The organism is Hujiaoplasma nucleasis (genome assembly GCF_013745115.1).
Lineage (GTDB): Bacteria > Bacillota_I > Bacilli_A > Izemoplasmatales > Hujiaoplasmataceae > Hujiaoplasma > Hujiaoplasma nucleasis.
This window is the reverse complement of sequence record NZ_CP051151.1, coordinates 207,172-231,759: the sequence shown is the minus strand read 5'-3', so window position 1 is coordinate 231,759 and position 24,588 is coordinate 207,172. Positions and strand designations below refer to the sequence as shown.

The following is a 24,588-nucleotide window of genomic DNA, read 5'->3' as shown; positions in this document are numbered from 1 at the left end:
AATATACTTGTATTATCAAGAAAAATAACAGGTATTATTGTAAATACCTGTTAATTCTTTTAATATCTTTTAAATAAGCATTTTTCCCATGTCCTGGCCAAATCATTTTTTTGTTAGAAATATTCTTCTTAATCATATTTAGAGAACGTCTAATGGCATTGAAGTTTCCGCTAAATAAATCAGTTCTCCCTATACTATCATAAAAAATAGTATCTCCAGAAAAAATGTGATTCATATATTCATACATAACAGACCCAAAGGTATGTCCTGGTGTATGAATCACTCGAATTAGTTCATCTTGAATAAGAATTTCTTCTTGATCTTGAATTTTAACAATATTCAACTTAAAATCTAACTTGAAATCAAATCCAAAGGTCTTAGAATAATTGGCAGTCGAATTAAACAAAGCTTCATAGTCTCTTTCGTGAATATAAATAGGGATATGATGAGAGTCAAGAATCATTTGACTATCTCTAATATGGTCATAATGGGCGTGAGTCAAACATATAGCTAATAAATTCAATTGATTTACATTTAGAAAATTCAATATTTCCTGACCATTGAATCCTGGATCAATGACAAGAACTGAATCTTGCTTGATTAACAAATATGAGTTCATATCCATATCAAGATTGGTCATTTTTTTAATTTTAAACATATATCTCCTCTCTTAGAAAGAAAAAGTATCCTTATTGGATACTCTCTTAAAAACTATTTTCTTTCTTTGTGAACAGTGTGTTTGTTACAAGTTGGGCAATATTTTTTTACTTCCATCTTGTCAGGGTGTGTCTTTTTGTTTTTTCTATGACGATAATTTTCTGATTTGCATTCTTCACATCTCAAAGTGAATACTTGTTCCATAATTTATTCCTCCAATCAACATAAACTATTGTATAATTTATTCTTAAAAAAATCAAGTATTTTTCACTCTATTAAGGGACATCTTATATAATTATAAATATAAAAATGTAACACAACCATAACAAAACTAGTATTAATAAATTAATTTATAATTTAAATTAAAAAAATTGCATCAAGTTCAATGAACTTGATGCATTAGTCTTATACAATCCTTACTTTAAATACACCCTCATATTGAGAAAGTTTACTTAAAATATCTTCTGGCATTTTTTTGTCAATATCGAATACATAATAAGCATAATCGCCTCTAACTTTTGAGACTTTTGATTTGATAGCATGGCTTAATTTATGCATTAAAGAATCAATATGTCTAGCAATATCAGGATCATTTTTTGCAAGTATAGTCAATCTTGTCTCCGTTTCAAGCTTGTCTAATGATATGTTAGGGAAATTAACAGAATTATTGATTTCACCTTTTTCTACATAACTCATTAATTGATGAACAGCCATTGTTGCACAATTTTCTTCGGATTCCTCAGTCGATGCACCTAGATGAGGTAAGTAAATCACATTTTCTAAATTTGCAACAAATGAATCTGGAAAATCAGTAACATATTTTTTAACTTTTCCGCTCGATAAAGCATCTTTAAGTGCTTGATTATCAACCAACAAATCTCTAGCAAAATTTAATACTATGACATTATCTTTACATCTATCGAATACTTCTTTATTCATAAAATTTTTAGTTGAGTCTAGCAATGGTAAATGCAAAGAAATGAAATCAGCGTCGCCATAAACCTTATATAGGTCCTCAATAATCTCAACATTATGATCTAACATACGGCGAGCATTTTCTGATAAATAAGGATCAAAACCTAAAACTTTCATTCCTAGAGAAACACCAGTATTGGCGACTTTCCCGCCTATTGCTCCTAAGCCAACGACAAGTAATGTTTTTCCTAAAATTTCATTACCACCGTAAGCTTTTTTAGCTTTTTCAACATTTTTTTGTAAGTCTGGATCATTCTTGTTTTCCTTAACCCAATTAAATCCACCGATTAAATCTCTTGATGCTATTAACATACCTGCAACCACCAACTCTTTAACTGCATTAGAGTTTGCTCCAGGCGTATTAAAAACAACAACACCAGCTTGAGCCATTTTATCCAAAGGAATATTATTGACTCCTGCTCCAGCTCTAGCAACTGCTAGCAAATTATCATTGATAGGATATTCATGCATTTTAGCTGATCTTACAAGGATTAATTCGCTTTGATTTTGGTCTTCAACAATTTGATAATTAGAAGTGAAATGATTTAAACCTACTGAGGAAATATTGTTTAAGCATGAAACTCTCATGATAAATTCTCACTTTCAAATTTTCTCATGAAGTTGACTAAAGCTTCAACACCTTCAATTGACATTGCATTGTATATTGATGCTCTCATTCCACCTACTGAACGGTGTCCTTTTAAATTTACCAAATCATTTTTCTCAGCTTCTACTACGAATTTTTTATTCAATTCATCATTTCCTGTGTTAAAAGTAACATTCATTAATGAACGATCTTTTTTAACTACTGTTGGTTTAAACATTTTTGATTGATCTAAGTAATCATAAAGTATGGCAGCTTTTTTCTTATTGTGCTCATACATAGCTTCGATACCACCATTTTCAAGTAAATGTTTGAAAACTAGTCCACACATATATATCCCATAAGTTGGTGGTGTATTGTACATAGATTCTTTTTCAACATGAATATCATATTGTAACATTAAAGGAGTATATTCAGGATAATTCTTAGTTACTAAATCTTCTCTAATAATAACTATTGTTGTTCCTGCAGGTCCAATATTTTTTTGCGCACCTGCATAAATTAGGGCATACTTACTAACATCAATTGGTTCAGACAAAATACAAGAAGACATATCTGATACTAAATCCACACCTTTTGTATCTGGCAATTCATGATATTTAGTTCCATAGATCGTATTGTTTTCACAAATATGTACATAATCCGCTTCTGGATCAAAATTTAAGTTTTTAAGGTCTGGAATATAAGAAAACATTTTATCTTCAGAAGATGCAACTTCATTTGCTTTTAAGTATTTTTTTGCCTCTTTCAAAGCTTTTTTAGCCCATGAACCTGTGGTAATAAAATCAGCCTTTTTATTTTTCATTAAATTTAAAGGGACCATTGAAAATTGAGTGTGTGCTCCACCTTGTAAAAACAGTATTTTATAATTATCTGGAACATTCATTAACTTTCTTAGATTAGCCTCAGCATCAGTAATGATTTGTAAATAGGCTTTAGAACGGTGTGACATTTCCATCACAGACATTCCAGTATCTTGATAAATATACAATTCTTCTGCAGCTTTTTTTAATACCGCTTCAGGTAAAACTGCTGGTCCTGCTGAAAAGTTATAAACTCTTTTCATATCATTCACTCCTTTTATTTCAATATTTTTTTACTTTCCATATAATATCTTTTTTCAACAGCTTCACCTAAAGAAAAAGATTTTCTTGGCAAAACACCATTTTCTCTAATATACGGAAGTAACATTTCTCTTTTTAAGGCAGGCATCGTAATCCCTACACTATCTTTATTATTCTTTACAATTTTCTTCAAACTATCCATTCCATGCACAAAATCAATTTCAATGTACTTGTTTCGTGAAATATATTCATCTAAAATCACTTGAATTTCTTTAATGGCGTTAAAAGGATTTTCAGGAACATTGATTTTGTAAACATTATTTTGATAATAAATATCTAATAAAGCATTCCCGCTTAAATTGTTCTCTAAAGTTTTAATAACATTAATATCTGCATTAAACAAAACCCTATGGATAGGTTCAAAAGTTAAACCATCATCATACAAGCTAATTAGTTCAACCAAAGCATATCTCGCTGGATGATTTGACCATTCTGATTCAGGTAATTCTTTTTTTATATTCTCCCAGCATACTTTAGCAGAAGCAAGTGAATGATTACCATCACCAACAATTAAATTTAAATCGTCAGATAAATTTTCTATTTGTTGAATAATCTCACTTGTGTTTGTTACTTTGTAGCCTCTAAGATGGCCACCATCCATATTTAATTTAAAATCATATAATTTTTCTAATTTGTTTTTATTTTTATAAAGATTAGTGATAATTGACTCATTTAAGTCATCCATAAGTACAAGTACATGAGGCAACTCAATTGGGGCTTTTTCTCTAATTTTTACTCTTGGTGGAATTCTTTCAGGCACAGTTTTTTCTGTAGCTTTAATTTTTCCAATTTTTCCTTCTTCATATTGGTATTCTTCTAAATCAATCGCAATAACTAATCCCAAACGTTTCTTGACATGAGGTGTTTGTCTCTCAACAAGTATAAAAGCTTCATGTTCTTCAAACAAATTATTTTTTAAGTATAAATCCATATTGTAATTGATTTTTTCAACCCGATGAACTGGTTCATCATCTAAATAAGCCTCAGGAAGGATTAGATGATATGTAGAAGGCACATTATCCACCAATGTTTTTAATTCATCCCAATATTCCGGTTCAGACGTAAACTGATCACAAGCTATGACTGCCCATTTTTCCTTATTGATTGAAGAAACCGGCAATAATATTTTTGGGGTGACAATAAAAGACATTAGATGACTCCTTGTGCGACCATTGCGTCATAAACTCTCATAAATCCAGCAACATTTGCCCCAACTACTAAATTACGAGGGTCTGCATATTTTTCAGCAGCTTCATATGACTTTTCGAAAATTGATTTCATTGTATCTTTAAGTTTTTTATCTAATTCTTCATAAGTCCATGGAGTATGCATAGCATTTTGTGTCATTTCTAATCCAGAAACTGCAACGCCTCCAGCATTAGCTGCTTTACCAGGTCCAAATAGAATATCTTTTTCTTGTAAATAATGTGTAGCTTCTAAAGTAGTAGGCATATTGGCACCTTCACATACTAAGTAGCAGCCATTTTTTACTAAAGCTTTTGCAGATTCAATCGGTAACTCATTTTGTGTAGCACAAGGTAGAGCTATATCACAAGGTTTTGTCCAAACATCTTTAGGACTTTTTCCGTATTCTGCACCTGAATGATAGTCTTTGTATTGTGTTGTAAATTCAGGGTTATTTTCAGTTAATTTTGCAATTAATGAAATATCTAAACCATTTTTATGGTAAACATATCCATTAATATCAGACATAGCTACGACAGTCGCGCCTAATTCTCTTGCTTTTAATGCTGCGTGCATAGCAACTTTTCCAGCACCAGAAATAATAACTTTTTTACCTTCAATGGTTTCTTCACGATATTTAGCTAACATTTCTTCAACAAAATATAATAAACCATAACCAGTAGCTTCTTTACGAACTAAAGAGCCACCATAAGTTAAACCTTTACCAGTTAAAACCCCAGTATTTTCATTTCTGATTTTTCTATACATTCCATACATATATCCGATTTCTCTAAAACCTACACCAATATCTCCAGCAGGAACATCTGTATCAGGACCAATATGGCGATATAACTCTTGCATAAAGTTTTGACAGAATCTCATTATTTCATTATCACTCTTTCCTCTAGGATCAAAATCAGCGCCACCTTTTCCGCCGCCCATTGGTAATCCTGTTAAAGAGTTTTTGAAAGTTTGTTCGAAACCTAAAAATTTTAAAATAGATTCATTCACAGAAGGATGAAATCTAATTCCGCCTTTATATGGACCTATTGCAGAATTAAACTGTACTCTATAACCTCTATTAACATTAATCTTGCCATTATCATCAAACCAAGTAACTCTGAATTTAACAATTCTTTCTGGTTCAATTAATCTTTCCATAATAGCATGCTTTTCAATGTTAGGATCTTCATTTACAATTGGATCCATAGCATCAAAAAATTCTTCAACCGCTTGTAAAAATTCCGGTTGTGTAACATATCTTTCTTTCACTTCTTGAAATAAGTTTGATAAATAATTACTTTTAAACAATTTCTTCGCCTCACTTATATTATTTTATTTAAACAACTTAGTTGTTTATGCGTTAAATTTATGAAGACATGAAAAAAACAATAAATATTTCAAGGGTATTATAACCATATTTATTTTCTTTATCACGACCATTATAGATTATACAATGAAAGCGCTTTTAAAACAAGTCATTTTTTGTAATATTTGCATTTTATTTTCTATTCACAAAATATTCTAGAAATATCTTATTTATAGCGATATTCTCTAAAGAAAAAGCCGGCTAAAACCGGCTATTTTGATTATAATTGAGTAATCCAACCTTCTGGAGCTTTAATATCTCCAAAATATATACCAGTTAAAGTATCATATAACTTTCTTGTCACAGGTCCAACTTCAGTTTCACTATAAAAAACATGTTGTTGATTATGGTAATCTATCCTGCCTATAGGAGTAATAGCAGCTGCAGTTCCACAAGCACCCGCTTCAGAAAATTCATCAAGATTATTGATATATACATCTCTAACTTCTACATTCATATTTAAATACTCTTTTGCTATATGCATTAAACTTTTCTTGGTAATACTAGGAAGGATACTTGAAGAACTTGGTGTTACAAAAGTCATATCTTTTGTAACAGCGAAAAAGTTTGCTGCTCCAACTTCATCGATCTTAGTATGTGTTAATGGATCTAAATAAATACAGTCTGCATAACCAGCTTCTTTAGCTTGTCTGTGAGAATATAAACTAGCAGCGTAATTTCCACCAACTTTAACTTGTCCAGTTCCATTAGGCGCTGCTCTGTCTCTATCAGTAACAACAAAATTAACAGGTGATAAACCACCTTTAAAATAAGAACCTACTGGAGAGCATAAGACACCAAAAATATACTCAGGAGCTGCTTTAACTCCTAAATTTCTACCTACGCCAATGACATAGGGTCTTATATATAGTGACGCTCCATATCCATAAGGTGGCACTAATTCTTCATTTACTTTTACAACTTGTTTAATTGCATCAATAAATTTCTCTGTAGGCACTTTTGGCATCAATATTTGATCACATGAGTTTTGAAGTCTTTTTGCATTTTCATCAACTCTGAATAAATTAATTTTACCATCTTTTGTTCTATAAGCTTTCAATCCTTCAAAAGCTTGTTGTCCATAATGTAATGCTGTAGAAAATGCAGAAATTGTAATTGTATCTTCTTTTTGAATCTTGCCTTCATCCCATTTTCCATCTTTGTAGTAAGAAATATAATTTCCAAAAGTATCTCTAACATTAAACCCTAAATTTTTGTAATCTTCCAATCGCAAAACCTCCAATATGATTTTTTGTACATATCTATTATAGTCTATGTAAGCCCTTACTTCAAGTGATAAAAACGAATTTTAAAGAAGTTTTCTAATTATTAAAAATCAACTATCTTTTATTTAATGATGATATTTGATATAATTAAATATCATTATAGTAAAGAGGTATTTAAATGTATACTAGAGATATAACAAAAGCAGTACAAGTTGGCAATATTTGTATTGGTGGCAGTTCAAATGTAATTATTCAATCTATGACCAACACTAAAACAAGAGATATTGAAGCTACTGTTAATCAGATACATAAATTAGAAAATGCTGGTTGTCAAATAGTTAGAGTTGCAGTTTTAACTTTTGCTGACGCAGAGGCAATCAGGGAAATTAAGAAACACATCAATATCCCTATTGTAGCTGACATTCATTTTGATTATAAATTAGCCTTAAAATCGATTGCTTCTGGTGCTGATAAAATAAGAATTAATCCTGGAAATATCGGTTCTGATGAAAATGTAAAGGCAGTGGTAGATGCATGTAAAGAAAAGAAAATACCTATACGTATTGGGATTAATTCTGGCTCTATTGAAAAACACATCTTAGAACACTACAAAAAACCTACTCCTGAAGCCATGGTTGCTTCAGCTAAGTATCATGTTGAATTATTAGAAAAGTATAATTTTTATGATATTATTATTTCTTTAAAAGCTTCAAATGTTTTAACTACCATTGAAGCTAATAGATTAGCTGCTCAAACTTTCCCTTACCCTCTTCACTTAGGGATTACAGAAGCAGGAACTGATTTTTCAGGAACCATCTCTTCTTCTATAGGATTAGGTATTCTTTTAAGTCAAGGTATCGGATCAACCATTAGAGTATCCTTAACTGCTGAACCTGAAAAAGAGATTCATGTTGCCAAAGAAATTCTTGCTAATTTAAATTTATATAAAAAGCCTAAATTAGTATCATGTCCTACTTGTGGCCGAATTCAGTACAATATGATTCCAATTGTTCAAGAAATCGAATTGTTCTTACAGACCATTCAAAAAGATATCACTGTAGCTATCATGGGTTGTGTTGTCAATGGGCCGGGCGAAGCTAAAGAAGCAAATATTGCAGTTGCAGGCGGAAAAGATGAAGCATTGTTATTCATTGACGGTGTAAAGCAAAAAAAAATTAAACAAGAGAATTTAGTTCAAGTTTTAAAACAAGTCATACTAGATTATTAGGAGTAACATAGTGAATCCACAACTTCAAAAAAAATTAAGATATACTCTATTTGCTGTAATCATAGCATTTCTTTTTATAATGTCTTTTTTTTCTACTCAAACCGATAAATTAACTTCTTTTTCTGCAAGCAAACTCAATGAAGGATGGGATATTAGAGTTGATTCTGATTTTGTTGGAACGGTTAACTTACCTAGAGTTGTTGAAGCAGAAAAGAATTCTATAGTGAGTGCTTCTAGACTACTTACTGCTGACTTTAATCAACCTCAAACCATTTTAATAAGAGGCTCTTTACAAAATGTCATAGTCAAACTCAATGATTCAATAATATATGAAAAAAGCTTTGAAGACAACATTTTTAATACTTATGCAAGTATCTATCATTTTGTAGATATTCCTGAAGCTTCATCAGGTTCAACCATTGAAATTATCCTAGTTTCTCCTTATAAAAATATGTCAGGAACCCTCAACGAAATTCATTACGGTCCACCATCAACTATTTATCAACATTTAATAAGTCAGCATGCATATAAATTAAACGTATCTTTACTGATGATTCTCATATCATTTATTTTCGCACTCATCAATTTAATATTTTTTAACAAACAATCTCAACATAACGCATATCTAGGTATTTTTGGTATTTTCATCTCTTTATGGTTATTAGCTGAAAGTAGAATCTTACAATTGTATATAAATAATGACTTCTTAATAGGCTCTTTAGCTTATGTCTCTTTAGCAGCTTCACCCATCGCCGCAACCGCATTTTTAAAAACCTATATTTTCAAAGCAGATAAAAAATTATTTAGTAGCCTATGTGTTATTTATGTAATCAATTTAGTATTCATCATCACTTCTCACATCAGTGGATTATTTGCCTTTTTTGAAACAGTAACAATAACCATTGTATTAATTTCTATCGGCTTCTTGCTTACCCTATATTCGCTTATTAGAGAATATTCTCATAGAAAAGATATACTCTCTAGAAACTATTTACTTTTATTCTCATTTTTTACAGTTTTCTTATTATTAGAAGTGATTGGCTTTGCTAACAAGAATTTTACAGGCACAGCTAACTATGCTACTTCGGGTATCCTATTGATGCTCATTATCGCTTTTATTTCGACAATATTAACCTTATCTAATAAGATTAAGGAAGTATATGAAAAAGAAATTTACGAAGTGATTGCCAATACCGATCAACTTACCAAAGCCAAAAGTCGATTTGCTTTTGAAAAAGATATAGAAAAACTCTTTTATAACTCCACTAATCATCTTGCATTAATTTACTTTGATTTTGATGACTTAAAATTTATTAATGATCATTTTGGTCATAATGAAGGTGATAAGACGCTTATTGATGGGTTCAATACAATTCATTCTGTTTTTCACGATTATGGAAACTGTTACAGAATCGGAGGAGATGAATTTGCTTGCTTAAGTGAAATGATTAATTTAGATTTGTTTAAGTCGCTTAAAACAGAACTCCACTATAAGTTAAAAGAAATAAATAAAAATTCAAACTATCAAATTAGGATATCTGCTGGCTATACTGAGCAAATACATGGGGAAGATCAAAAACCATCTGATTTACTACAAAGAGCTGACCAGCACATGTATATTGACAAAAACAAAAATAAAGCACAAGTTAAAAATTAACTTGTGCTATTTTTTTAAATTATCGATAAGAATATATTAATTATAAACCTAAAAATATTATTATTGTAGAGCCACTTAGATAACCTAAAACTATCTGTGCTTAGTTGCATATCAACATATACAAAATCACCAATAGCGTTATTGATAGCTGGTATGGCTAATACAAAACTTAATAATAACAACAATACAAAGATAATCATACTTACTTTAAATAGCCCGAAAAAAGCACCTAATACTTTATCAATTTGTCTAATAATTGGTACTCTTGTAATGGCTTTAGATAGTAGTTTCAAAAAGAAAAATATAATCATTGATCCAAAGAATAGTGTAAGGAAGGCAATCACAATCAATATCATCGTTTTAAATAAAGGAGTGATCGCTTCAATAATAGATCGTGTTGCTTCTTCGTAATCAATTGAATCACTAATCCATTTAGTAATAAAATCAGGCATACTTAAGCCTTCTAATGCTTCTTTTAAGCGAGGTTCTGTCAAGTTGTCTGAAAGTTCAGGGTTTTTAGAGATTAAATGATCACGAATTCGTGTTTCAATATCAGAACCAAACCATTTATCCAGTAAATTAGAGAAAGGTCTAGTCAGCAATAAAGAAGCTATTAGGCCAAATAAGCCAGAAGCTAATTCAACAATTTTTAATAAAAACCCTTTTTTCCAGCCCATAATGATCATGGCGATAACCGCAATCACTATTAGGACATCAAAAATACCAAATAGATTAAAAATATTCATTGTTACTCTTCTCTTTTCTCTCTATATTCGAGATAGTCTTTGTAGGAGAATATCATTTCTTTAGCAGCGAAAACTTCATCAGTTCTTCTAATCGGAGTTTTGGTTGGTGCTTCTTTAAGCCTTTCAGGGTGTTCTTTGGCTTCAATAGCAATATCCTTCATTACCGAAATGAATTCATCCATGGTTTGAAGTGATTCGGTTTCAGTTGGTTCTATCATAATTGCTTGAGGGAATAATAAAGGGAAATAAATAGTTGGAGCATGCATACCATAGTCTAAAAGTCTTTTTGCAATGTCTAAAGTCTTTACTTCAGTATCTTTATCCACCAATCCATTAAAAACAACTTCATGCATACAGTTACCATCTATAGGTAATTGATATAAAGATTTAAGTTGTTCTTTGATGTAATTGGCATTCAATGTAGCATAAGGACCTATTAATTTAATATTTTCTTTACCTAAAGTTAATAAATATACATAGGCTCTTAAGGCAATCATGTAATTACCATAGAAACCAGATATTTGTCCAATAGCATCCCCATTATTTTCTATATAATAATGATCTTCAATTTTTTTGATACGAGGATTTGGTAAGTATTCCGCTAATTCTTTTGTGACTCCAACAGGACCAGAACCAGGTCCACCGCCACCATGAGGTGTTGAGAATGTTTTATGTAAGTTAATATGCATAACATCAAAGCCCATATCCCCCGGTCTTACTTTTCCTAATAAAGCATTTAAGTTCGCCCCATCATAGTACATTAAACCACCGGCTTGATGAATAATTTTTGTAATTTCACAAATATCATCTTCAAAAATACCTAATGTATTTGGATTAGTTAACATCATTCCAGCAATGTCATCTCTATCTTTAACAGCTTCTTTTAAAGCATCAATTGAAACTCTACCACGTTCATTGGATTTAATTTCGATTACTTCCATGCCACAAACCACAACTGAAGCCGGATTAGTTCCATGAGCTGAATCGGGAATAATAATTTTATTGCGTTTAAAGTCTTGATTTGCTTCATGATATTTCTTAATGACCATTAAGCCAACCAATTCGCCGTGAGCGCCGGCATATGAATTTAAAGTAAACTCATGTAGGCCAGAGACTTCAGATAAAATCTTTTGTAGTTCATAATATACTTTTAAAGCCCCTTGAACTGTAGATATAGGCTGTAAAGGATGTAATCTTCTAAAAGCTCTTAAAGAAGCAATTTCTTCGTTTATTTTAGGGTTATACTTCATCGTACAAGACCCTAAAGGATAAAACCCATTTTCAACACCAAAGTTCTTATTTGAAATATTTGTAAAATGTCTTAATACATCTAATTCTGAAACCTCAGGAAGTAATAAATCACTTTCTCTTTTAAAAGAATTACTTAGATCTTCAATTGAATAATCTGTAAATCTTGAAGGTGGTAATGAATAACCAACTCTATCTTCTTTGGATAGTTCAAAAATCAATTTTTTGTAAGCGATCATGATAATCCCTCCAAGACTTCAATAAGCTTGTCAATTTCTGCTTTTGTTCTCTTTTCAGTTACAGCGAAGTTAATTAAATTATCATATTCTTCACCAAAATGAGACAGAGAAAAACCACCAAAAATTTGATGTTTTAACAAAGCTTCTTTAATTAAATCATGAGACAAACTTGTTTCTAATACAAATTCTTTTAAAAATGGTTGTTTAAATGGATCTGAGAATTTCTTGGTTTTTAGTAAACGATCATATAAGTAATGTGCTCCTTGATATGATAAATCATTAACTTTTTTCAAACCTTTTTTTCCCATAACAGATAAATATACAGTCACAAATAATGCTAATAAAGACTGATTAGAACAAATATTAGAATTCGCTTTGGAACGCCTAATATGTTGTTCCCTAGCTTGTAAGGTTAAGACAAAAGCTCTTTGTCCATCTAAATCATGTGTATAACCACAAATTCTACCAGGCATTTTTCTGACAAATTCTTTATTTGTTGCTAAATAACCTAAATATGGACCGCCAAATGCTACTGGCAAACCTAATGATTGACATTCTCCACAAGCAATATCTGCCCCTTGTTCATAGGGTGATTTTAATACTGCAAGTGTAGATATATCAGAATTCATGATGAAAAGTGATTTATTTTCTTTTAACAAATCACTAAAACCTTCGTATGATTCTATATAACCAAAAAAGTTAGGATTTTGAACAACTACGCCAGCCACATCTTTATCAAGTTTAGTTTTTAAACTTTCAAAATCTGTGACACCATTAGATGTTTCAATATAATCCCATTCTATACCCTTAAATTTCAAGTAAGTTTCTATGACCTTCATCGTATTAGGATTTAAGCTTCTAGAAACTAAAATTTTACTTCTTCTACGGATGCTTGCAGCCATAAAACATGCTTCTGCAGTCGCTGTTGCTCCATCATACATAGAAGCATTAGAAATATCCATACCTGTTAATGTTTGAATCATTGACTGATATTCAAAAATATATTGTAAGGTACCTTGAGAAATTTCAGGTTGATATGGGGTATAAGATGTCATAAACTCTTGTCGAGATGTTAAGGCATCAATAACAGCAGGTTGGTAATGATCATAAGCCCCTAAACCAGAAAATAGAGTTAATTCTTTATTTTGATCACTTAACTTATCAAAATAATTTCTCAACTCAAATTCTGACATAAAGCTTGGAATATCGTAGTCAGAGTTATAGATTACCTCTTTAGGTAATTCACTAAACAATTCATCAATTGAATTTATGTTTAAACTCTTAAGCATTTTCTCGATATCAGCTTTAGTATGCGGGAAATACTTAAACAATGTTTTTCACCTACTCAGCGGTTGCTTTTTGATATGCTTCATGATCTAGAAGATTGTTAATCTCTTCTGGATCACTCATTTTCACTTTAATAAACCATGATTCATATGGTTCTTGATTTACTTTTTCAGGTTCTCCTATAAGTTCATCATTAACTTCTAGAATCTCACCTGATACAGGTGCAATTAAATCTGAAGCAGCTTTTACTGATTCTACAGCTCCAAATTCCTCATTTTGAACGATTTCATCTCCAGCTTCAGGTAAATCAACAAAAACAACATCACCTAATTCAGCTTGAGCAAAATCTGTAATACCAATTAAACAAATACCATCTTCTAAAACTTTTACCCATTCATGATCTTCAGAATAATAAAGACCTTTCACTACTTTACTCATTATAATTCTCCCTTCATTATTTTCTATCTTTTAAAAATTTTTTATCTCTAATAAAACCAGTAAACATTTTATTCCTAATTTGAACAGACACTTTAGTTCCTTGTTTAGTATGAGGACGATTAACCATGGCTAGTGCAATAGGCTTTCCAGTTGAAATAGATAAATAACCTGTCGTAATATAACCTATTTCTTCATCATCTTTATAAACCTTGTATCCTTCTCTAGGAATAGATTTTTGATCTAATTCTAATCCAACAACTCTTCGCTTAACATCATGATTCATTAAATATTCTTTACCTAAAAAATCTAAATGTGAATCAATCTTAACAAAATATTTTAACCCTGCTTCTAGTGGCGTAATATCTTGAGAGATTTCATGACCATAAAGCGGAAGATTTGCTTCAAATCTAAGTGTATCTCTACAACCAAGGCCACAAGGCATTATTCCACCTTCAATAAATGTGTCCCATAACTTTTGAATAATTACGGAATCACCATAAATTTCAAAACCATCTTCACCAGTGTAACCAGTTCTAGAAATAAGCAAATTATGATCATGATATTTCACTTGAATAAAATGGAAAAATTCCAATCCACTTAAATCAATATCTAATAGTGTTTTTATTGTATTTTCTGTTTTTGGACCTTGAACAGCTATTTCAGCATAAACTTCACTCAAATTAGTTATTAAAACATCAAAATCTTTACTATATTGGATTAAGTGTTGATAATCCTTATCAATGTTACTTGCGTTGACTACTAAAAAGAAGCGCTCTTTAGAGATTTTATATACCAGTAAATCATCGACAACAGTCCCTTGTGGATACAAGAGCATCCCATAAGCTATTTGTCCAACCATTAAAGATTGAACATCATTTGTAAACATATATTCTACAAATTTTTCTGCATCTTTGCCTTCGCAAAGAATTTCACCCATATGCGATACATCAAACATCCCAACATTATTCCTAACAGCTTCATGTTCTTCTTTGATGGAGGTATATGATATAGGCATATCAAATCCAGCAAATTCAACCATTTTTGCCTTCAGATTGAGATGGGCTTGATGCAAAGGTGTTTTTTTAACTTCACTCATTTTTTCACCTCGAAATAATTATAGCATTATTCTTTAAATAATAAAGATAAAAAATCTTCATTTGATAAATCATATATATAGTTGGACACATCAATACTATCTAATACATTTTTTATCTTATCTAAATCATACTCTTTGTTAATTAGAAGATTAATTAACTCTTCCTCATCTTGAACAATAAAATAATCACCTAATATATTCATCTTTTTTATTAGTTTATTTTTAATTTCTAAGGATATTTCAAACAAACCAGCCTTAACCTTACCTTTTTTTATTAAAGTATAATTAGGATTTTTTCCATAGATAAATGCATCAGCTAAATATGTTTTCTCTATATCTTCAATTATTTTAATGTCAGATTCACTTAATGTAATATCTTCATCAGATATATTTTTTTTGATGAAAGCTTTAAAATCCTCAATAGATATATCAATATGGTCCTTTACATTGGTAACTCTTTTTCTAACGGAGTCAATACCTCTAGAAACTAATTTTTCATTATCAGGTGTAATAGCTTTAACCATTTCTGCTAAATCAGTATTATATAGCATTGTTCCATGGACAACTGACCTAGAATTGACTTGATAAAAAGCATTACCAGATACTTTTAAGTCACCTACTAATATATCATTTCTTCCTGAAAAATTAGCATCCAAACCTAAATCTCTTAAAATATTAATAATTCTTGATAAATAAGTTGTAAAGACAAAGTCCTTATTAAAATTAGGAGTTATGAAAGAAAACATTATGTTAGAATAATCAGCGTATACACATCCGCCACCAGATTTTCTCCTATAAAATTCTATGTTATTTTCTTTAACATAATCCATATTCACTTCATTTTCAATTAACTGATTTCTACCAAAAATAACTGTAGGTTTTACTTGCCACATAAAGAAATATTCATCTTTAGGATAATGTTTGGCTAAAAACTCTTCAGTCGCCAAATAAAAACTTAATCTTTTTGTCTCATTAAACGGATAATTAACGTATTTCATCTTATCTCCTTTTCCGATAAAAAGAGAGAAAATTATTCTCCCTTTATATAATCTTTGATTCTTTCTGCTTCTAGTTTCATTAAGAAATCGATGAATGGTTCAGTTTTTTTATTGATTTTATACTCGTCAATTGCATCAAAGTATTCATCCTGAAGTTTTTTAGTGATTGATACAGGTAAATAATCTTGCAATTCTAATTCATAATTAAGCAACAATCTTGCTAATCTCCCATTAGCATCAACAAAGGGATAAATTTTCAAGAATTGTAAGTGAGCATATGCTGCTCTTTCAAATCCTTTTAATTGTGGATTTCTAAGTTTTTCAAAATAGTCATCCATCTTTTTATAAATTTTTAAGTAACTAGGTGGAACATGCTTAGCCCCTAAAATAAATAAATCTCGGCTTCTATAAACGCCTCCGCCAATAATTCCATCTACAAGGGTTTGATGTAAATCCTTAACTATTTCTTCATCATATGCGATTTTCTTTGATGATAGCCTATGAATCATTTGTAAAGCGTGATAATTGTTTATAATAGCTTTGCGTCTATTCCTTTTTTTATCAGGAAATTCGCGTGAATGATCTTCCAACAAGAACTCAACATCTTCATAAGTGAAGTCATCGTTATTAAAATTCGTTGACTCGTAAATATACAATGTATCAAAATCTTCTTGTTTCTTTAAGATTTCTTCTTTAGACATTGATTTTTTCTTGTTCAACAACTCCTGTTTAAGAGCTTCTACCTCTTCTAACTTCATATTTATCACCTCACTAAAATAATACCATAGAAAACCCTTTCATTCAATTGATTTATCTAAAAAATATAGAACTTTATTTGAAAAATAAAAAACACTTTTTCGCTGTATTTTATCATATCTTATTTACATTAATGAATATATTCTTTATAATATACCTACAATGTTCTAAAAGGAGCTCATATGAAAGACAAAAACCACAAAAAACTTATGGAATTAGCTATTGAAGAAGCTAGAAAAACCATGAATCAAAATATAGGTGGACCCTTTGGCGCTTTAATTATTGATCAAGATGGTCAAATTCTTTCAATAGCATCAAACACTGTCTTAGGAGATCATGATCCAACAGCACACGCTGAAATAAACGCAATAAGAAAAGCCTGCAAAGAAATTGGATCCCATGATTTATCAAATTGTACTCTTTATACTACGGCATATCCATGTCCAATGTGTTTGGGTGCTATCATTTGGTCAAATATCAAGAAAGTATACTTTGGTTGTATTGAAAGTGATGCAGATGCTATTGGCTTCAGAGATGATTTTATCTATAAATTCATTGAAAATGGCAGAGAAAATTTCGAAATTCTTGATTTAGAAGAAACAGAAAGACAAACATGTTTAAAACTTTTTAAAGAATATCAAGAAAAAGATAAGGAACTTTATTAAAAACAGTAACGGTGTAAGAGAAATTCTTACACCGTTCTTTTTAATTCAAATCAACATAATCTAAAGATTGATAAATCAAATTCCCATTTTCTCTTTTTGATACCATAACATGAATCTTATCAATTGCAATATCAAGAGCTTTTACGTGAAGTTCTTTTATTTCTTTATCCACTGGATAAGCATTTCTTACCATGGTAATGTGCGGTATATAATCGATTTGCTTAATATTAAGATTTAGTTCATTTAGTTTTTCAATAACTAAGTGATAACACTTTAATAGTCTTGGGTTCTTTTCAACTTCTAAATATAAAACTTTCTTTACTTTATCACTTCCAAAAAAATTTATTATTCCTGTTTTTACAAGAAAACTATCAAAATCAATTTCTTTGATTTTACTTATGATTTTTTTTAAGAAATCATCACTTGTTTCACCTATATAGTGAATAGTCAAATGAAGCAAATCATTCCTTTGAAAATTACCTTGAATATTTAATTCTTCTAAGACTGTTCTCATTTTTGATAGTTCATGAATAATCCTATCTGGAAATAATAAGGCAATAAAAATTCTCATTTATCTTATTTGTCGCCCATAGTCATTGCCATAACTGCTTTGGCGGTATGAAGTCTGTTTTCTGCTTCTTGGTAGACTATTGAATGTGGACCATCTATCACAGAATTTTCTACTTCATTGCCTCTATCAGCAGGTAATGCATGCATGTATTTAACGTTATTATTAGCCAAAGCCATCATTTCTTCAGTACATTTCCATGATTTATATGATTCTAATAAATCATCTACGACTTCAGTTGACTGATTGTTTACCCAAGATCCCCAGTTTTTCGGGATCACAACATCTGCATCTTTAAATGCTTCTTCCATATTATGAGTGATTCTAAAAGACCCATTGTTTTCCTTAGCATTTGCTCTAGCCTTTTCAATAGCCCAATCTGGCAAATCATAGCCTTCAGGGTAAGCTAAAGTCACATCCATACCAAATCTTGGAAACAATAAAATTTGTGTTAAAGGCACCGATATAGGTTTTTTATGGCTTCTTGCATAAGCCCATATAATAGAAACTTTAATATTATTTTGTTTTGGAAACACCTCTTGAATAGTCATTAAATCTGCCAATCCTTGCATTGGATGGTATAAATCACATTGCAAATTCATTACAGGCACTGTAGAATGTTGTGCCATTTCTCTCAAATATTTATTACCTATACCCCAAAAGCAATTTCTACAAGCGATTCCATGTCCATAACTAGATAATATAACAGCTGTATCCTTTGCTGATTCTCCATGAGATATTTGCATCCCTGATGTATCTAAATAATTACCATGTCCCCCTAATTGAGCAATACCTGCTTCCATAGAATTTCTAGTTCTTGTTGATTGTTCAAAGAACATTAAAAATGCTGTTTTGTTTTTTAAATAGCTCGTATCTTCATTATGTAAAAATTTATCTTTCATTAATTTTGATACTTCAAGTAATCTTTCTATTTCTTCTTTTGACCAATCTTCAAGCGTGATAAAATGTTTTCCTTTAAATTCTGGTTTCATATTATTTTCCTTCCTTTTTATGTTTTACATACATTGTCGGTATAACCGCATACATTGCACAAGCCTTTATGAGATGTTCTTTATAGGTTATTTCATTTGGTGCATGTGCTTGTTCTTCCTTTCCAGGTCCAAATCCAATACATGGAATTTGATGTCTACCCATGATTGAAACAGCATTGGTTGAAAAAGTCCATTTATCAACGAGTGGTTTTTGATTAAACAAAGATTCATATGCTTGAACTGTACTTTGACATACGATATGGTCCTCTGGCAAAACCCAAGTCGGGAAATATGATTTTGTTGGATAAACCAAACCAGTATATGAAGGTCTTGAATAATCATACATTTCAACCACTGCATTTGCTTTTTTTACAGAATCTAAGTCTTCTATTTCTTTTAAAGCTGACTCAAAGGTTTCGCCATCAGTGAGTCTTCTATCTATTGAAATCCAACATCCATCAGCAACTGCGCATCTAGAAGGTGATGAATGACCAATCTCACTAACCGTCAATGTTCCTTTTCCTAGGAAATCATTGTCTAATAAATGATGGTTTAACTCTTCTAGGTCTTTTAAGATCGGTCCCATTTTATAAATAGCATTGTCTCCTCTTTCTGGAGCGCTACCATGACAAGATACGCCACTTGTTGAAACTTTAATTTCCATGCGACCACGATGACCCCTATAAATGTTTAAATTAGTAGGCTCTGTAATGACTACAAACTCTGGTTTTAATTTGTCTTGTTCAATAATGTATTGCCAACATAGCCCATCACAATCTTCCTCTTGAACAGTACCAGTAATATATAAGGTATAATCTTTTTCTAAACCTAACTCTTTGATGATTTTCCCAGCATATATCATAGACGCCATCCCACCTTCTTGATCTGATGCTCCGCGTCCACCAATACTAGTTTCATCTTCAAAGCCATTATATGGATCAAATTTCCAATTCTTTATTTCACCAACACCTACTGTATCTATATGGGCATCCATAGCAATAACAATAGGTCCATGGCCAATACGTCCAATAATGTTACCCATTGGATCAATTTTCACTTCATCAAAAGAAACTTTTTCCATTTCTCTTTTAATTCTTTGAATGACTTTTTCTTCATGACAACTTTCACTTGGGATAGCGATCATGTCTCTTAAAAATCTTGTCATATCTTTTTCATATGATTTAGATAATTCTAATACTTTTTTAAAATCCATACATCTTACCTCTTTTCCTTGATTAGTTTGTCATATTCAAAAACCTTGTTGTATTCATTATCCCAAAAAGACATATCTTTCATAGAATCTAAATAAGCTTTTGTATATCCAAATTTTAACCAATCTTTTTCTTTTTGTATGAACAACTTTTCTTTTTGGCTTATAGGTCTATAATCTGCAATATAATTAGTATCCGCATTTAAGAACACATCTTTAAACCATCTTTTTAGTACGAAATCTTCTGTCTCTAAATATCTTTGTTCAAGATTTTGAATTACGGTATCATATCTGTCATAACCATCAGTCGCAATGGTTACTACATTTTCTCCAGGTCCCAAATGTAAATATTTAGCCATTTTAATTGCGCCAATAATATTACATATACCTGAAGGGCCAAATAAATCAGTCATTGATTCAGCGATTTTTTTATCAATACCAAAAGATTCCAATACACTAATTCCGTTATGAATCACTTTTAAACCTTGAACCGTTTCTTCATCTTTTATCATCACAACAAAATCTGTGGTTAATACATTATGAATGAGTGTACACATCTTATCGCCAATACCCTCAATACGGTGTTGTCCACGTCCACCATTCATCAATGTTGAACATTCATAAGGTTCTAAAGCAGCCACTTTAGCCTCAGGAAACTCTTTTTTAATTTGGTCGCCCGCACCTAAAGTCCCAGCCGAACCAGGCGCTGAAGTAAAACAAGCTATCCTTCCATTTCCAACATTTTTTACAGCTTCAATACAAGCATTTCCCGTCACATGACGATGAAAACGATAATTAGGCAATAATTCAAATTGAGCTAAAGATCTATTCTTAGTATTTTTAGCCAATTCGTAGGTTTTCTCTAATGTTAAAATAACATCTGATTCAGTCCCAGGCGTCAAATCTAATTTTGCCCCATATTTTTGAATGCGTTCATAACGTTCTTTACTCATATTATCTGGCATGATGACAATAGAATCATATTTCATTAAGTTACAGATATAAGATACTCCGATACCAAAATTACCTGTTGAAGGTCCTAATATTGTGTGCTTGCCAGGAATAATATTCTCATCAACACATCCTTCAATGAGTGTAGAATAAGCAGGTCCAACTTTATGAGACCCTGAAGGGAAATACTTTCCTAATAGAACGACTATATTGGCTTCGACACCTGTCATTTCTTTAGGTAAAACAATTTTATGAACTTGATTGTTATCATCTTTCCAATTAATGTTAAATAAGTTTATTGGATTTAGTTCATTTTCTTTACTTTCTAACGCTTTTTTTCTTATGTTCGGATCAATATGAGATGGGTTGCACATTTCATCATAAGTTGGTCCAAATGGAATTTTACTCATTACTTTCGCCTCTTTCTATGTAGTCTATTAAATCTTTTAAATCATTATTTAAAAGAACTGGTTCATTAATTACATTTAATGCATTTTTTGTATCTTTTAATCCATTGCCAGTGATAATTACGGTGGCTGTATCAGATGGTTTAATTAAATTTTTCTTTCTAGACTTCATTAATCCTGCTAAACCGGCTGCGGCTGCAGGTTCAGCAAATACGCCTTCATACTTTGCCAGTAAAAGCATAGCATCCATGATTTCGTCATCAGATACAATCTCAAAACTACCATGACTATTTTTTACAGCCTTTAATCCCTTGATAGGATTTCTAGGTATGCCTACTGCTATACTATCTGCAAGTGTATTTTCTTCACTTTCTTCCATCTCCTTTTCTTCATGAAAAGCTTTATAGAATGGTGAACAGCCTTCACTTTGAACGCCTAATAACTTAGGCATACGATCAATTAAACCTAGTTCAATAAGATCATAAAAACCTTTATAAACTCCACCAATCGTACATCCGTCTCCCACAGAAACTATAACCCAATCTGTTAAATTAAATTCAAGTTGCTCAGCTATTTCCAAAGCCACTGTTTTTTTACCTTCAACCAGATATGGATTGACTGCAGCATTTCTATTGTACCAACCATAATGACTTATGGCCGCTTTTGATAATTGATAAGTAGACTTATAATCACCGTTAACTTTAATTAAATCGGCTCCAAAGACTAATAGTTGAGTTAATTTTCCAACGGGTGCTCTTTTTGGAACAAAAATAACTGTTTTGAGTCCTAGTTTTGCAGCGTTGCCAGCCAATGATGAAGCAGCGTTTCCAGTTGATGAGCAAGATATAATTTCATAATTATTTTCCAAGGCCTTCACACAGGCAATGACTGAAGCCCTATCTTTTAAAGACTGTGTTGGATTTAAACCCTCATCTTTAATATATAATGATTTAATATCAATCATTGTTTGTAAATTAAAACTCTTATATAATGGTGTCCAGCCAACTCTTAAGGAATTCTTCGTATATTTTTCTTCAACAGGCAACAAAGGTAAATACCGCCAAATAGACAAATCTAAGTTATTCTTAAAATAATCTCTATTCATGACTTCCTTAATTTCCTTATACTTATACTCAATGTCAAGTATTCCTTTTTCTTGACAATTTGGGCATATCATTAAATCCTTTTCAAAAGGATAAAAATGATTACAATGGGTACACCTCAAGCCTTTAACATACGTCATGAATCTTCACCAACTTCTAATTTAATTAATTGAAACTTTTCGACATCAAACAAACCTTTGTCTGTTACTTTAATTTCAGGGACAACAGCTAAAGATAGAAAAGCTAATTGTAAGAAAGGATCTTCAATATCATTAGTTACCCCTAATTTTCTAATCTCATTTTCTAAATTCAATAACTTCTTTTGGACATATTGCCCATCATTCAATGACATTAAACCACCAACTTCTAAAGGCAGAAAATCAATAATATGTCCTTCAGATGCCAATACAATTCCGCCACCAATACTTTTAATTTTTTCAATGGCTTTATACATATCTATATCATTATCTCCAATACAAATTAAGTTATGTGAATCATGAGCAATCGTTAATGCTAATGCACCATTACTTAACCCATAATCCTTGACTATTCCAAAGCCAATATTGTTACTTGAATGATGTCTTTCTATGACTGCTAATTTTAATAAACCTGGATTATTTTTTGAAAGAAACAAACCTTTTTCTAAGATAATACTAGCTTTTATTTTCTTTGTTGTAATATTATTTTTTACGAGTCCTATAATATAAACTAATTGGTTTTTTAAAGTTAAATCTAAATTGATTTTATTTAAATTTATATTGACTGATTCTAGAAGTTTAGATGGATCAATTTTTCTGCTTTCAAATAGTGCTTGCTTATCTTTAGCGACTAGTTTTCCCTTTTTATAGACCATATTAATATCAATTTTCTTAATGTTTTTAAAAACAACTAAATCTGCGTAATATCCTGGTGCTATGGCTCCATAATGATTTAAATGATAACATCTAGCTATATTTATACTCGCCATTGATATAGCAACGATAGGATCTAATCCATGTTTTATTGCCAATCGTACATTTTGATCAATATGACCAACATTTAATATATCACTTGGGTGTAAATCGTCTGAACATAATAATATTCGATCATAATATGCACTAGATACACCTGATAATAAGTCAACTAAATTCTTTGTCTGTGAACCTTCCCTTAGATGAACATACATACCCCTTTGAACCTTTTCAATAAGTTCGCTCGCTTCAACACATTCATGATCTGTTTCTACACCTGATAAGATATAAGCATTTAAATCTTTACCACTTAAACCCGGAGCATGACCATCAATAGTTAATTGAGAATAATCCTCCAATTTATTAAGCACATCTTTATCCCCTTCAAGTACCCCTTGATAATCCATCATTTCACCTAGGCCATAGACAGAAGGATTTTCAGTGTATTTTTTTATATCCCTTGCTTTTAAGATTGCTCCACTTGTTTCAAATGAAGTTGATGGCACACACGAAGGAATCATCATAAAAACATCTTGAACAGTTGATTTAGCAGATTCAATCATAAAATCAATTCCCTCTTTACCCGCCACATTCGCTATTTCATGACAATCAGCAATGATTGATGTGGTACCACGAGGAATGGTTGCTAAAGCATAATTATTTGGTGTAAGCATACTAGATTCAATATGGACATGACCATCAATAAAACCAGGTGCAACATATTGCCCCTTTAAATCAATTTCATTTTCTCCTTCATATGATCCAATCCCAACGATAATACCATCAGAGATAGCAATATCGTTGGCTTCGATTGATTTTGTAAACACATTGACAATTTTGGCGTTTTTCAATACAAGTTCAGCAAGTACTAAACCTCTTGATATTTGAATGAGTTTTTTCTTATTCAAA

Annotated in this window: 23 protein-coding genes; 3 read left to right on the top strand and 20 right to left on the bottom strand. The window is 31.1% G+C overall.

All coding sequences use genetic code 11. From position 1 onward, the window contains the following. Positions 1-34 precede the first annotated feature (34 nt). From HF295_RS01095 to HF295_RS01065, 7 genes are all read right to left on the bottom strand, one after another. Complete coding sequence (locus HF295_RS01095) at positions 35-658, bottom strand: MBL fold metallo-hydrolase (RefSeq protein ID WP_312032001.1); 624 nt, start codon at positions 656-658, stop codon at positions 35-37. Between the two features lie 53 nt (positions 659-711). Further along, positions 712-861, bottom strand: a complete 150-nt coding sequence (gene rpmG / locus HF295_RS01090; RefSeq protein ID WP_312032000.1) for a 50S ribosomal protein L33 — start codon at positions 859-861, stop codon at positions 712-714. A 201-nt stretch (positions 862-1,062) separates the two neighbouring features. Continuing rightward, positions 1,063-2,220 carry a 3-phosphoglycerate dehydrogenase family protein gene (locus HF295_RS01085; protein WP_312031999.1) on the bottom strand — a complete coding sequence of 386 codons (1,158 nt, stop codon included), beginning with the start codon at positions 2,218-2,220 and terminating at the stop codon, positions 1,063-1,065. Next, positions 2,217-3,302 (bottom strand): 3-phosphoserine/phosphohydroxythreonine transaminase, encoded by a 1,086-nt coding sequence (gene serC / locus HF295_RS01080; RefSeq protein WP_312031998.1) that lies wholly within the window; start codon positions 3,300-3,302, stop codon positions 2,217-2,219. The genes HF295_RS01085 and serC overlap by 4 nt, the downstream gene beginning before the upstream one ends. 14 nt (positions 3,303-3,316) lie before the next feature. Next, positions 3,317-4,510, bottom strand: coding sequence for a DUF1015 domain-containing protein (locus HF295_RS01075; RefSeq protein WP_312031997.1), 1,194 nt, complete (start codon positions 4,508-4,510; stop codon positions 3,317-3,319). Next, positions 4,510-5,856: an NADP-specific glutamate dehydrogenase gene (gdhA, locus tag HF295_RS01070; RefSeq protein WP_312031996.1), complete on the bottom strand. Its 1,347-nt coding sequence runs from the start codon at positions 5,854-5,856 to the stop codon at positions 4,510-4,512. The genes HF295_RS01075 and gdhA overlap by 1 nt, the downstream gene beginning before the upstream one ends. Before the next feature lie 278 nt (positions 5,857-6,134). Further along, entirely contained in the window at positions 6,135-7,142 is a 1,008-nt protein-coding gene (locus HF295_RS01065; RefSeq protein WP_312031995.1) for a branched-chain amino acid aminotransferase, read from the bottom strand. A gap of 176 nt (positions 7,143-7,318) precedes the next feature. Here HF295_RS01065 and ispG point away from each other — a divergent pair, with 176 nt between their 5' ends. Then, the gene (gene ispG / locus HF295_RS01060) at positions 7,319-8,368 is read left to right on the top strand and encodes a flavodoxin-dependent (E)-4-hydroxy-3-methylbut-2-enyl-diphosphate synthase (protein WP_312031994.1); all 1,050 of its coding nucleotides are present in this window, start codon (positions 7,319-7,321) and stop codon (positions 8,366-8,368) included. 79 nt (positions 8,369-8,447) lie between these two features. Continuing rightward, positions 8,448-10,025 carry a sensor domain-containing diguanylate cyclase gene (locus HF295_RS01055; protein ID WP_312031993.1) on the top strand — a complete coding sequence of 526 codons (1,578 nt, stop codon included), beginning with the start codon at positions 8,448-8,450 and terminating at the stop codon, positions 10,023-10,025. A gap of 14 nt (positions 10,026-10,039) precedes the next feature. Here HF295_RS01055 and HF295_RS01050 read toward each other — a convergent pair whose 3' ends face one another. From HF295_RS01050 to HF295_RS01020, 7 genes are read right to left on the bottom strand one after another with little or no spacing between them, the layout of a single operon-like run. After that, positions 10,040-10,771, bottom strand: a complete 732-nt coding sequence (locus HF295_RS01050; RefSeq protein WP_312031992.1) for a CvpA family protein — start codon at positions 10,769-10,771, stop codon at positions 10,040-10,042. Positions 10,772-10,773: 2 nt separating this feature from the next. Beyond that, positions 10,774-12,258: an aminomethyl-transferring glycine dehydrogenase subunit GcvPB gene (gene gcvPB / locus HF295_RS01045; protein WP_312031991.1), complete on the bottom strand. Its 1,485-nt coding sequence runs from the start codon at positions 12,256-12,258 to the stop codon at positions 10,774-10,776. Next, on the bottom strand, positions 12,255-13,589 hold the full coding sequence (gcvPA, locus tag HF295_RS01040) for an aminomethyl-transferring glycine dehydrogenase subunit GcvPA (RefSeq protein ID WP_312031990.1): 1,335 nt from the start codon (positions 13,587-13,589) through the stop codon (positions 12,255-12,257). The genes gcvPB and gcvPA overlap by 4 nt, the downstream gene beginning before the upstream one ends. Positions 13,590-13,599: 10 nt before the next feature. Further along, on the bottom strand, positions 13,600-13,983 hold the full coding sequence (gene gcvH / locus HF295_RS01035) for a glycine cleavage system protein GcvH (protein WP_312031989.1): 384 nt from the start codon (positions 13,981-13,983) through the stop codon (positions 13,600-13,602). Between the two features lie 16 nt (positions 13,984-13,999). Beyond that, positions 14,000-15,079, bottom strand: coding sequence for a glycine cleavage system aminomethyltransferase GcvT (gcvT, locus tag HF295_RS01030; RefSeq protein ID WP_312031988.1), 1,080 nt, complete (start codon positions 15,077-15,079; stop codon positions 14,000-14,002). 26 nt (positions 15,080-15,105) lie between these two features. Continuing rightward, on the bottom strand, positions 15,106-16,077 hold the full coding sequence (gene lplA / locus HF295_RS01025) for a lipoate--protein ligase (RefSeq protein ID WP_312031987.1): 972 nt from the start codon (positions 16,075-16,077) through the stop codon (positions 15,106-15,108). 32 nt (positions 16,078-16,109) lie between these two features. Beyond that, a complete protein-coding gene (locus tag HF295_RS01020) occupies positions 16,110-16,835 on the bottom strand; it encodes a Fic family protein (protein ID WP_312031986.1) in 726 nt (241 codons plus the stop codon). A 180-nt stretch (positions 16,836-17,015) separates the two neighbouring features. Here HF295_RS01020 and HF295_RS01015 point away from each other — a divergent pair, with 180 nt between their 5' ends. Beyond that, entirely contained in the window at positions 17,016-17,498 is a 483-nt protein-coding gene (locus HF295_RS01015) for a nucleoside deaminase (RefSeq protein ID WP_312031985.1), read from the top strand. A gap of 40 nt (positions 17,499-17,538) precedes the next feature. On the opposite strand, the gene thpR is transcribed toward HF295_RS01015, so the two are convergent. From thpR to ade, 6 genes are read right to left on the bottom strand one after another with little or no spacing between them, the layout of a single operon-like run. Beyond that, a complete protein-coding gene (thpR, locus tag HF295_RS01010) occupies positions 17,539-18,069 on the bottom strand; it encodes an RNA 2',3'-cyclic phosphodiesterase (RefSeq protein ID WP_312031984.1) in 531 nt (176 codons plus the stop codon). 5 nt (positions 18,070-18,074) lie between these two features. After that, positions 18,075-19,058 (bottom strand): ornithine carbamoyltransferase, encoded by a 984-nt coding sequence (locus HF295_RS01005; RefSeq protein ID WP_312031983.1) that lies wholly within the window; start codon positions 19,056-19,058, stop codon positions 18,075-18,077. A 1-nt stretch (position 19,059) separates the two neighbouring features. Next, on the bottom strand, positions 19,060-20,271 hold the full coding sequence (locus tag HF295_RS01000; RefSeq protein ID WP_312031982.1) for a YgeY family selenium metabolism-linked hydrolase: 1,212 nt from the start codon (positions 20,269-20,271) through the stop codon (positions 19,060-19,062). A 5-nt stretch (positions 20,272-20,276) separates the two neighbouring features. Further along, a complete protein-coding gene (locus HF295_RS00995) occupies positions 20,277-21,629 on the bottom strand; it encodes a PLP-dependent cysteine synthase family protein (protein WP_312031981.1) in 1,353 nt (450 codons plus the stop codon). Then, positions 21,622-22,869: a threonine synthase gene (gene thrC / locus HF295_RS00990; RefSeq protein ID WP_312031980.1), complete on the bottom strand. Its 1,248-nt coding sequence runs from the start codon at positions 22,867-22,869 to the stop codon at positions 21,622-21,624. Before thrC ends, HF295_RS00995 begins: the two co-directional genes overlap by 8 nt. Continuing rightward, positions 22,866-24,587: an adenine deaminase gene (gene ade, locus HF295_RS00985; RefSeq protein ID WP_312031979.1), complete on the bottom strand. Its 1,722-nt coding sequence runs from the start codon at positions 24,585-24,587 to the stop codon at positions 22,866-22,868. Before ade ends, thrC begins: the two co-directional genes overlap by 4 nt. Position 24,588 lies beyond the last annotated feature (1 nt).

What these genes read in the sequence shown, in the direction of transcription:
- HF295_RS01005 (WP_312031983.1), bottom strand. Translation starts at nt 19,058, where the DNA reads ATGAAACCAGAATTTAAAGGAAAACATTTTATCACGCTTGAAGATTGG.
- thpR (WP_312031984.1), bottom strand. Translation starts at nt 18,069, where the DNA reads ATGAGAATTTTTATTGCCTTATTATTTCCAGATAGGATTATTCATGAA.
- lplA (WP_312031987.1), bottom strand. Translation starts at nt 16,077, where the DNA reads ATGAAATACGTTAATTATCCGTTTAATGAGACAAAAAGATTAAGTTTT.
- HF295_RS01020 (WP_312031986.1), bottom strand. Translation starts at nt 16,835, where the DNA reads ATGAAGTTAGAAGAGGTAGAAGCTCTTAAACAGGAGTTGTTGAACAAG.
- gcvPB (WP_312031991.1), bottom strand. Translation starts at nt 12,258, where the DNA reads ATGATCGCTTACAAAAAATTGATTTTTGAACTATCCAAAGAAGATAGA.
- HF295_RS01055 (WP_312031993.1), top strand. Translation starts at nt 8,448, where the DNA reads ATGTCTTTTTTTTCTACTCAAACCGATAAATTAACTTCTTTTTCTGCA.
- HF295_RS01015 (WP_312031985.1), top strand. Translation starts at nt 17,016, where the DNA reads ATGAAAGACAAAAACCACAAAAAACTTATGGAATTAGCTATTGAAGAA.
- thrC (WP_312031980.1), bottom strand. Translation starts at nt 22,869, where the DNA reads ATGACGTATGTTAAAGGCTTGAGGTGTACCCATTGTAATCATTTTTAT.
- gcvT (WP_312031988.1), bottom strand. Translation starts at nt 15,079, where the DNA reads ATGAGTGAAGTTAAAAAAACACCTTTGCATCAAGCCCATCTCAATCTG.
- HF295_RS01050 (WP_312031992.1), bottom strand. Translation starts at nt 10,771, where the DNA reads ATGAATATTTTTAATCTATTTGGTATTTTTGATGTCCTAATAGTGATT.
- HF295_RS01075 (WP_312031997.1), bottom strand. Translation starts at nt 4,510, where the DNA reads ATGTCTTTTATTGTCACCCCAAAAATATTATTGCCGGTTTCTTCAATC.
- HF295_RS01085 (WP_312031999.1), bottom strand. Translation starts at nt 2,220, where the DNA reads ATGAGAGTTTCATGCTTAAACAATATTTCCTCAGTAGGTTTAAATCAT.
- ispG (WP_312031994.1), top strand. Translation starts at nt 7,319, where the DNA reads ATGTATACTAGAGATATAACAAAAGCAGTACAAGTTGGCAATATTTGT.
- HF295_RS00995 (WP_312031981.1), bottom strand. Translation starts at nt 21,629, where the DNA reads ATGAGTAAAATTCCATTTGGACCAACTTATGATGAAATGTGCAACCCA.
- HF295_RS01000 (WP_312031982.1), bottom strand. Translation starts at nt 20,271, where the DNA reads ATGGATTTTAAAAAAGTATTAGAATTATCTAAATCATATGAAAAAGAT.
- rpmG (WP_312032000.1), bottom strand. Translation starts at nt 861, where the DNA reads ATGGAACAAGTATTCACTTTGAGATGTGAAGAATGCAAATCAGAAAAT.
- HF295_RS01095 (WP_312032001.1), bottom strand. Translation starts at nt 658, where the DNA reads ATGTTTAAAATTAAAAAAATGACCAATCTTGATATGGATATGAACTCA.
- gcvH (WP_312031989.1), bottom strand. Translation starts at nt 13,983, where the DNA reads ATGAGTAAAGTAGTGAAAGGTCTTTATTATTCTGAAGATCATGAATGG.
- serC (WP_312031998.1), bottom strand. Translation starts at nt 3,302, where the DNA reads ATGAAAAGAGTTTATAACTTTTCAGCAGGACCAGCAGTTTTACCTGAA.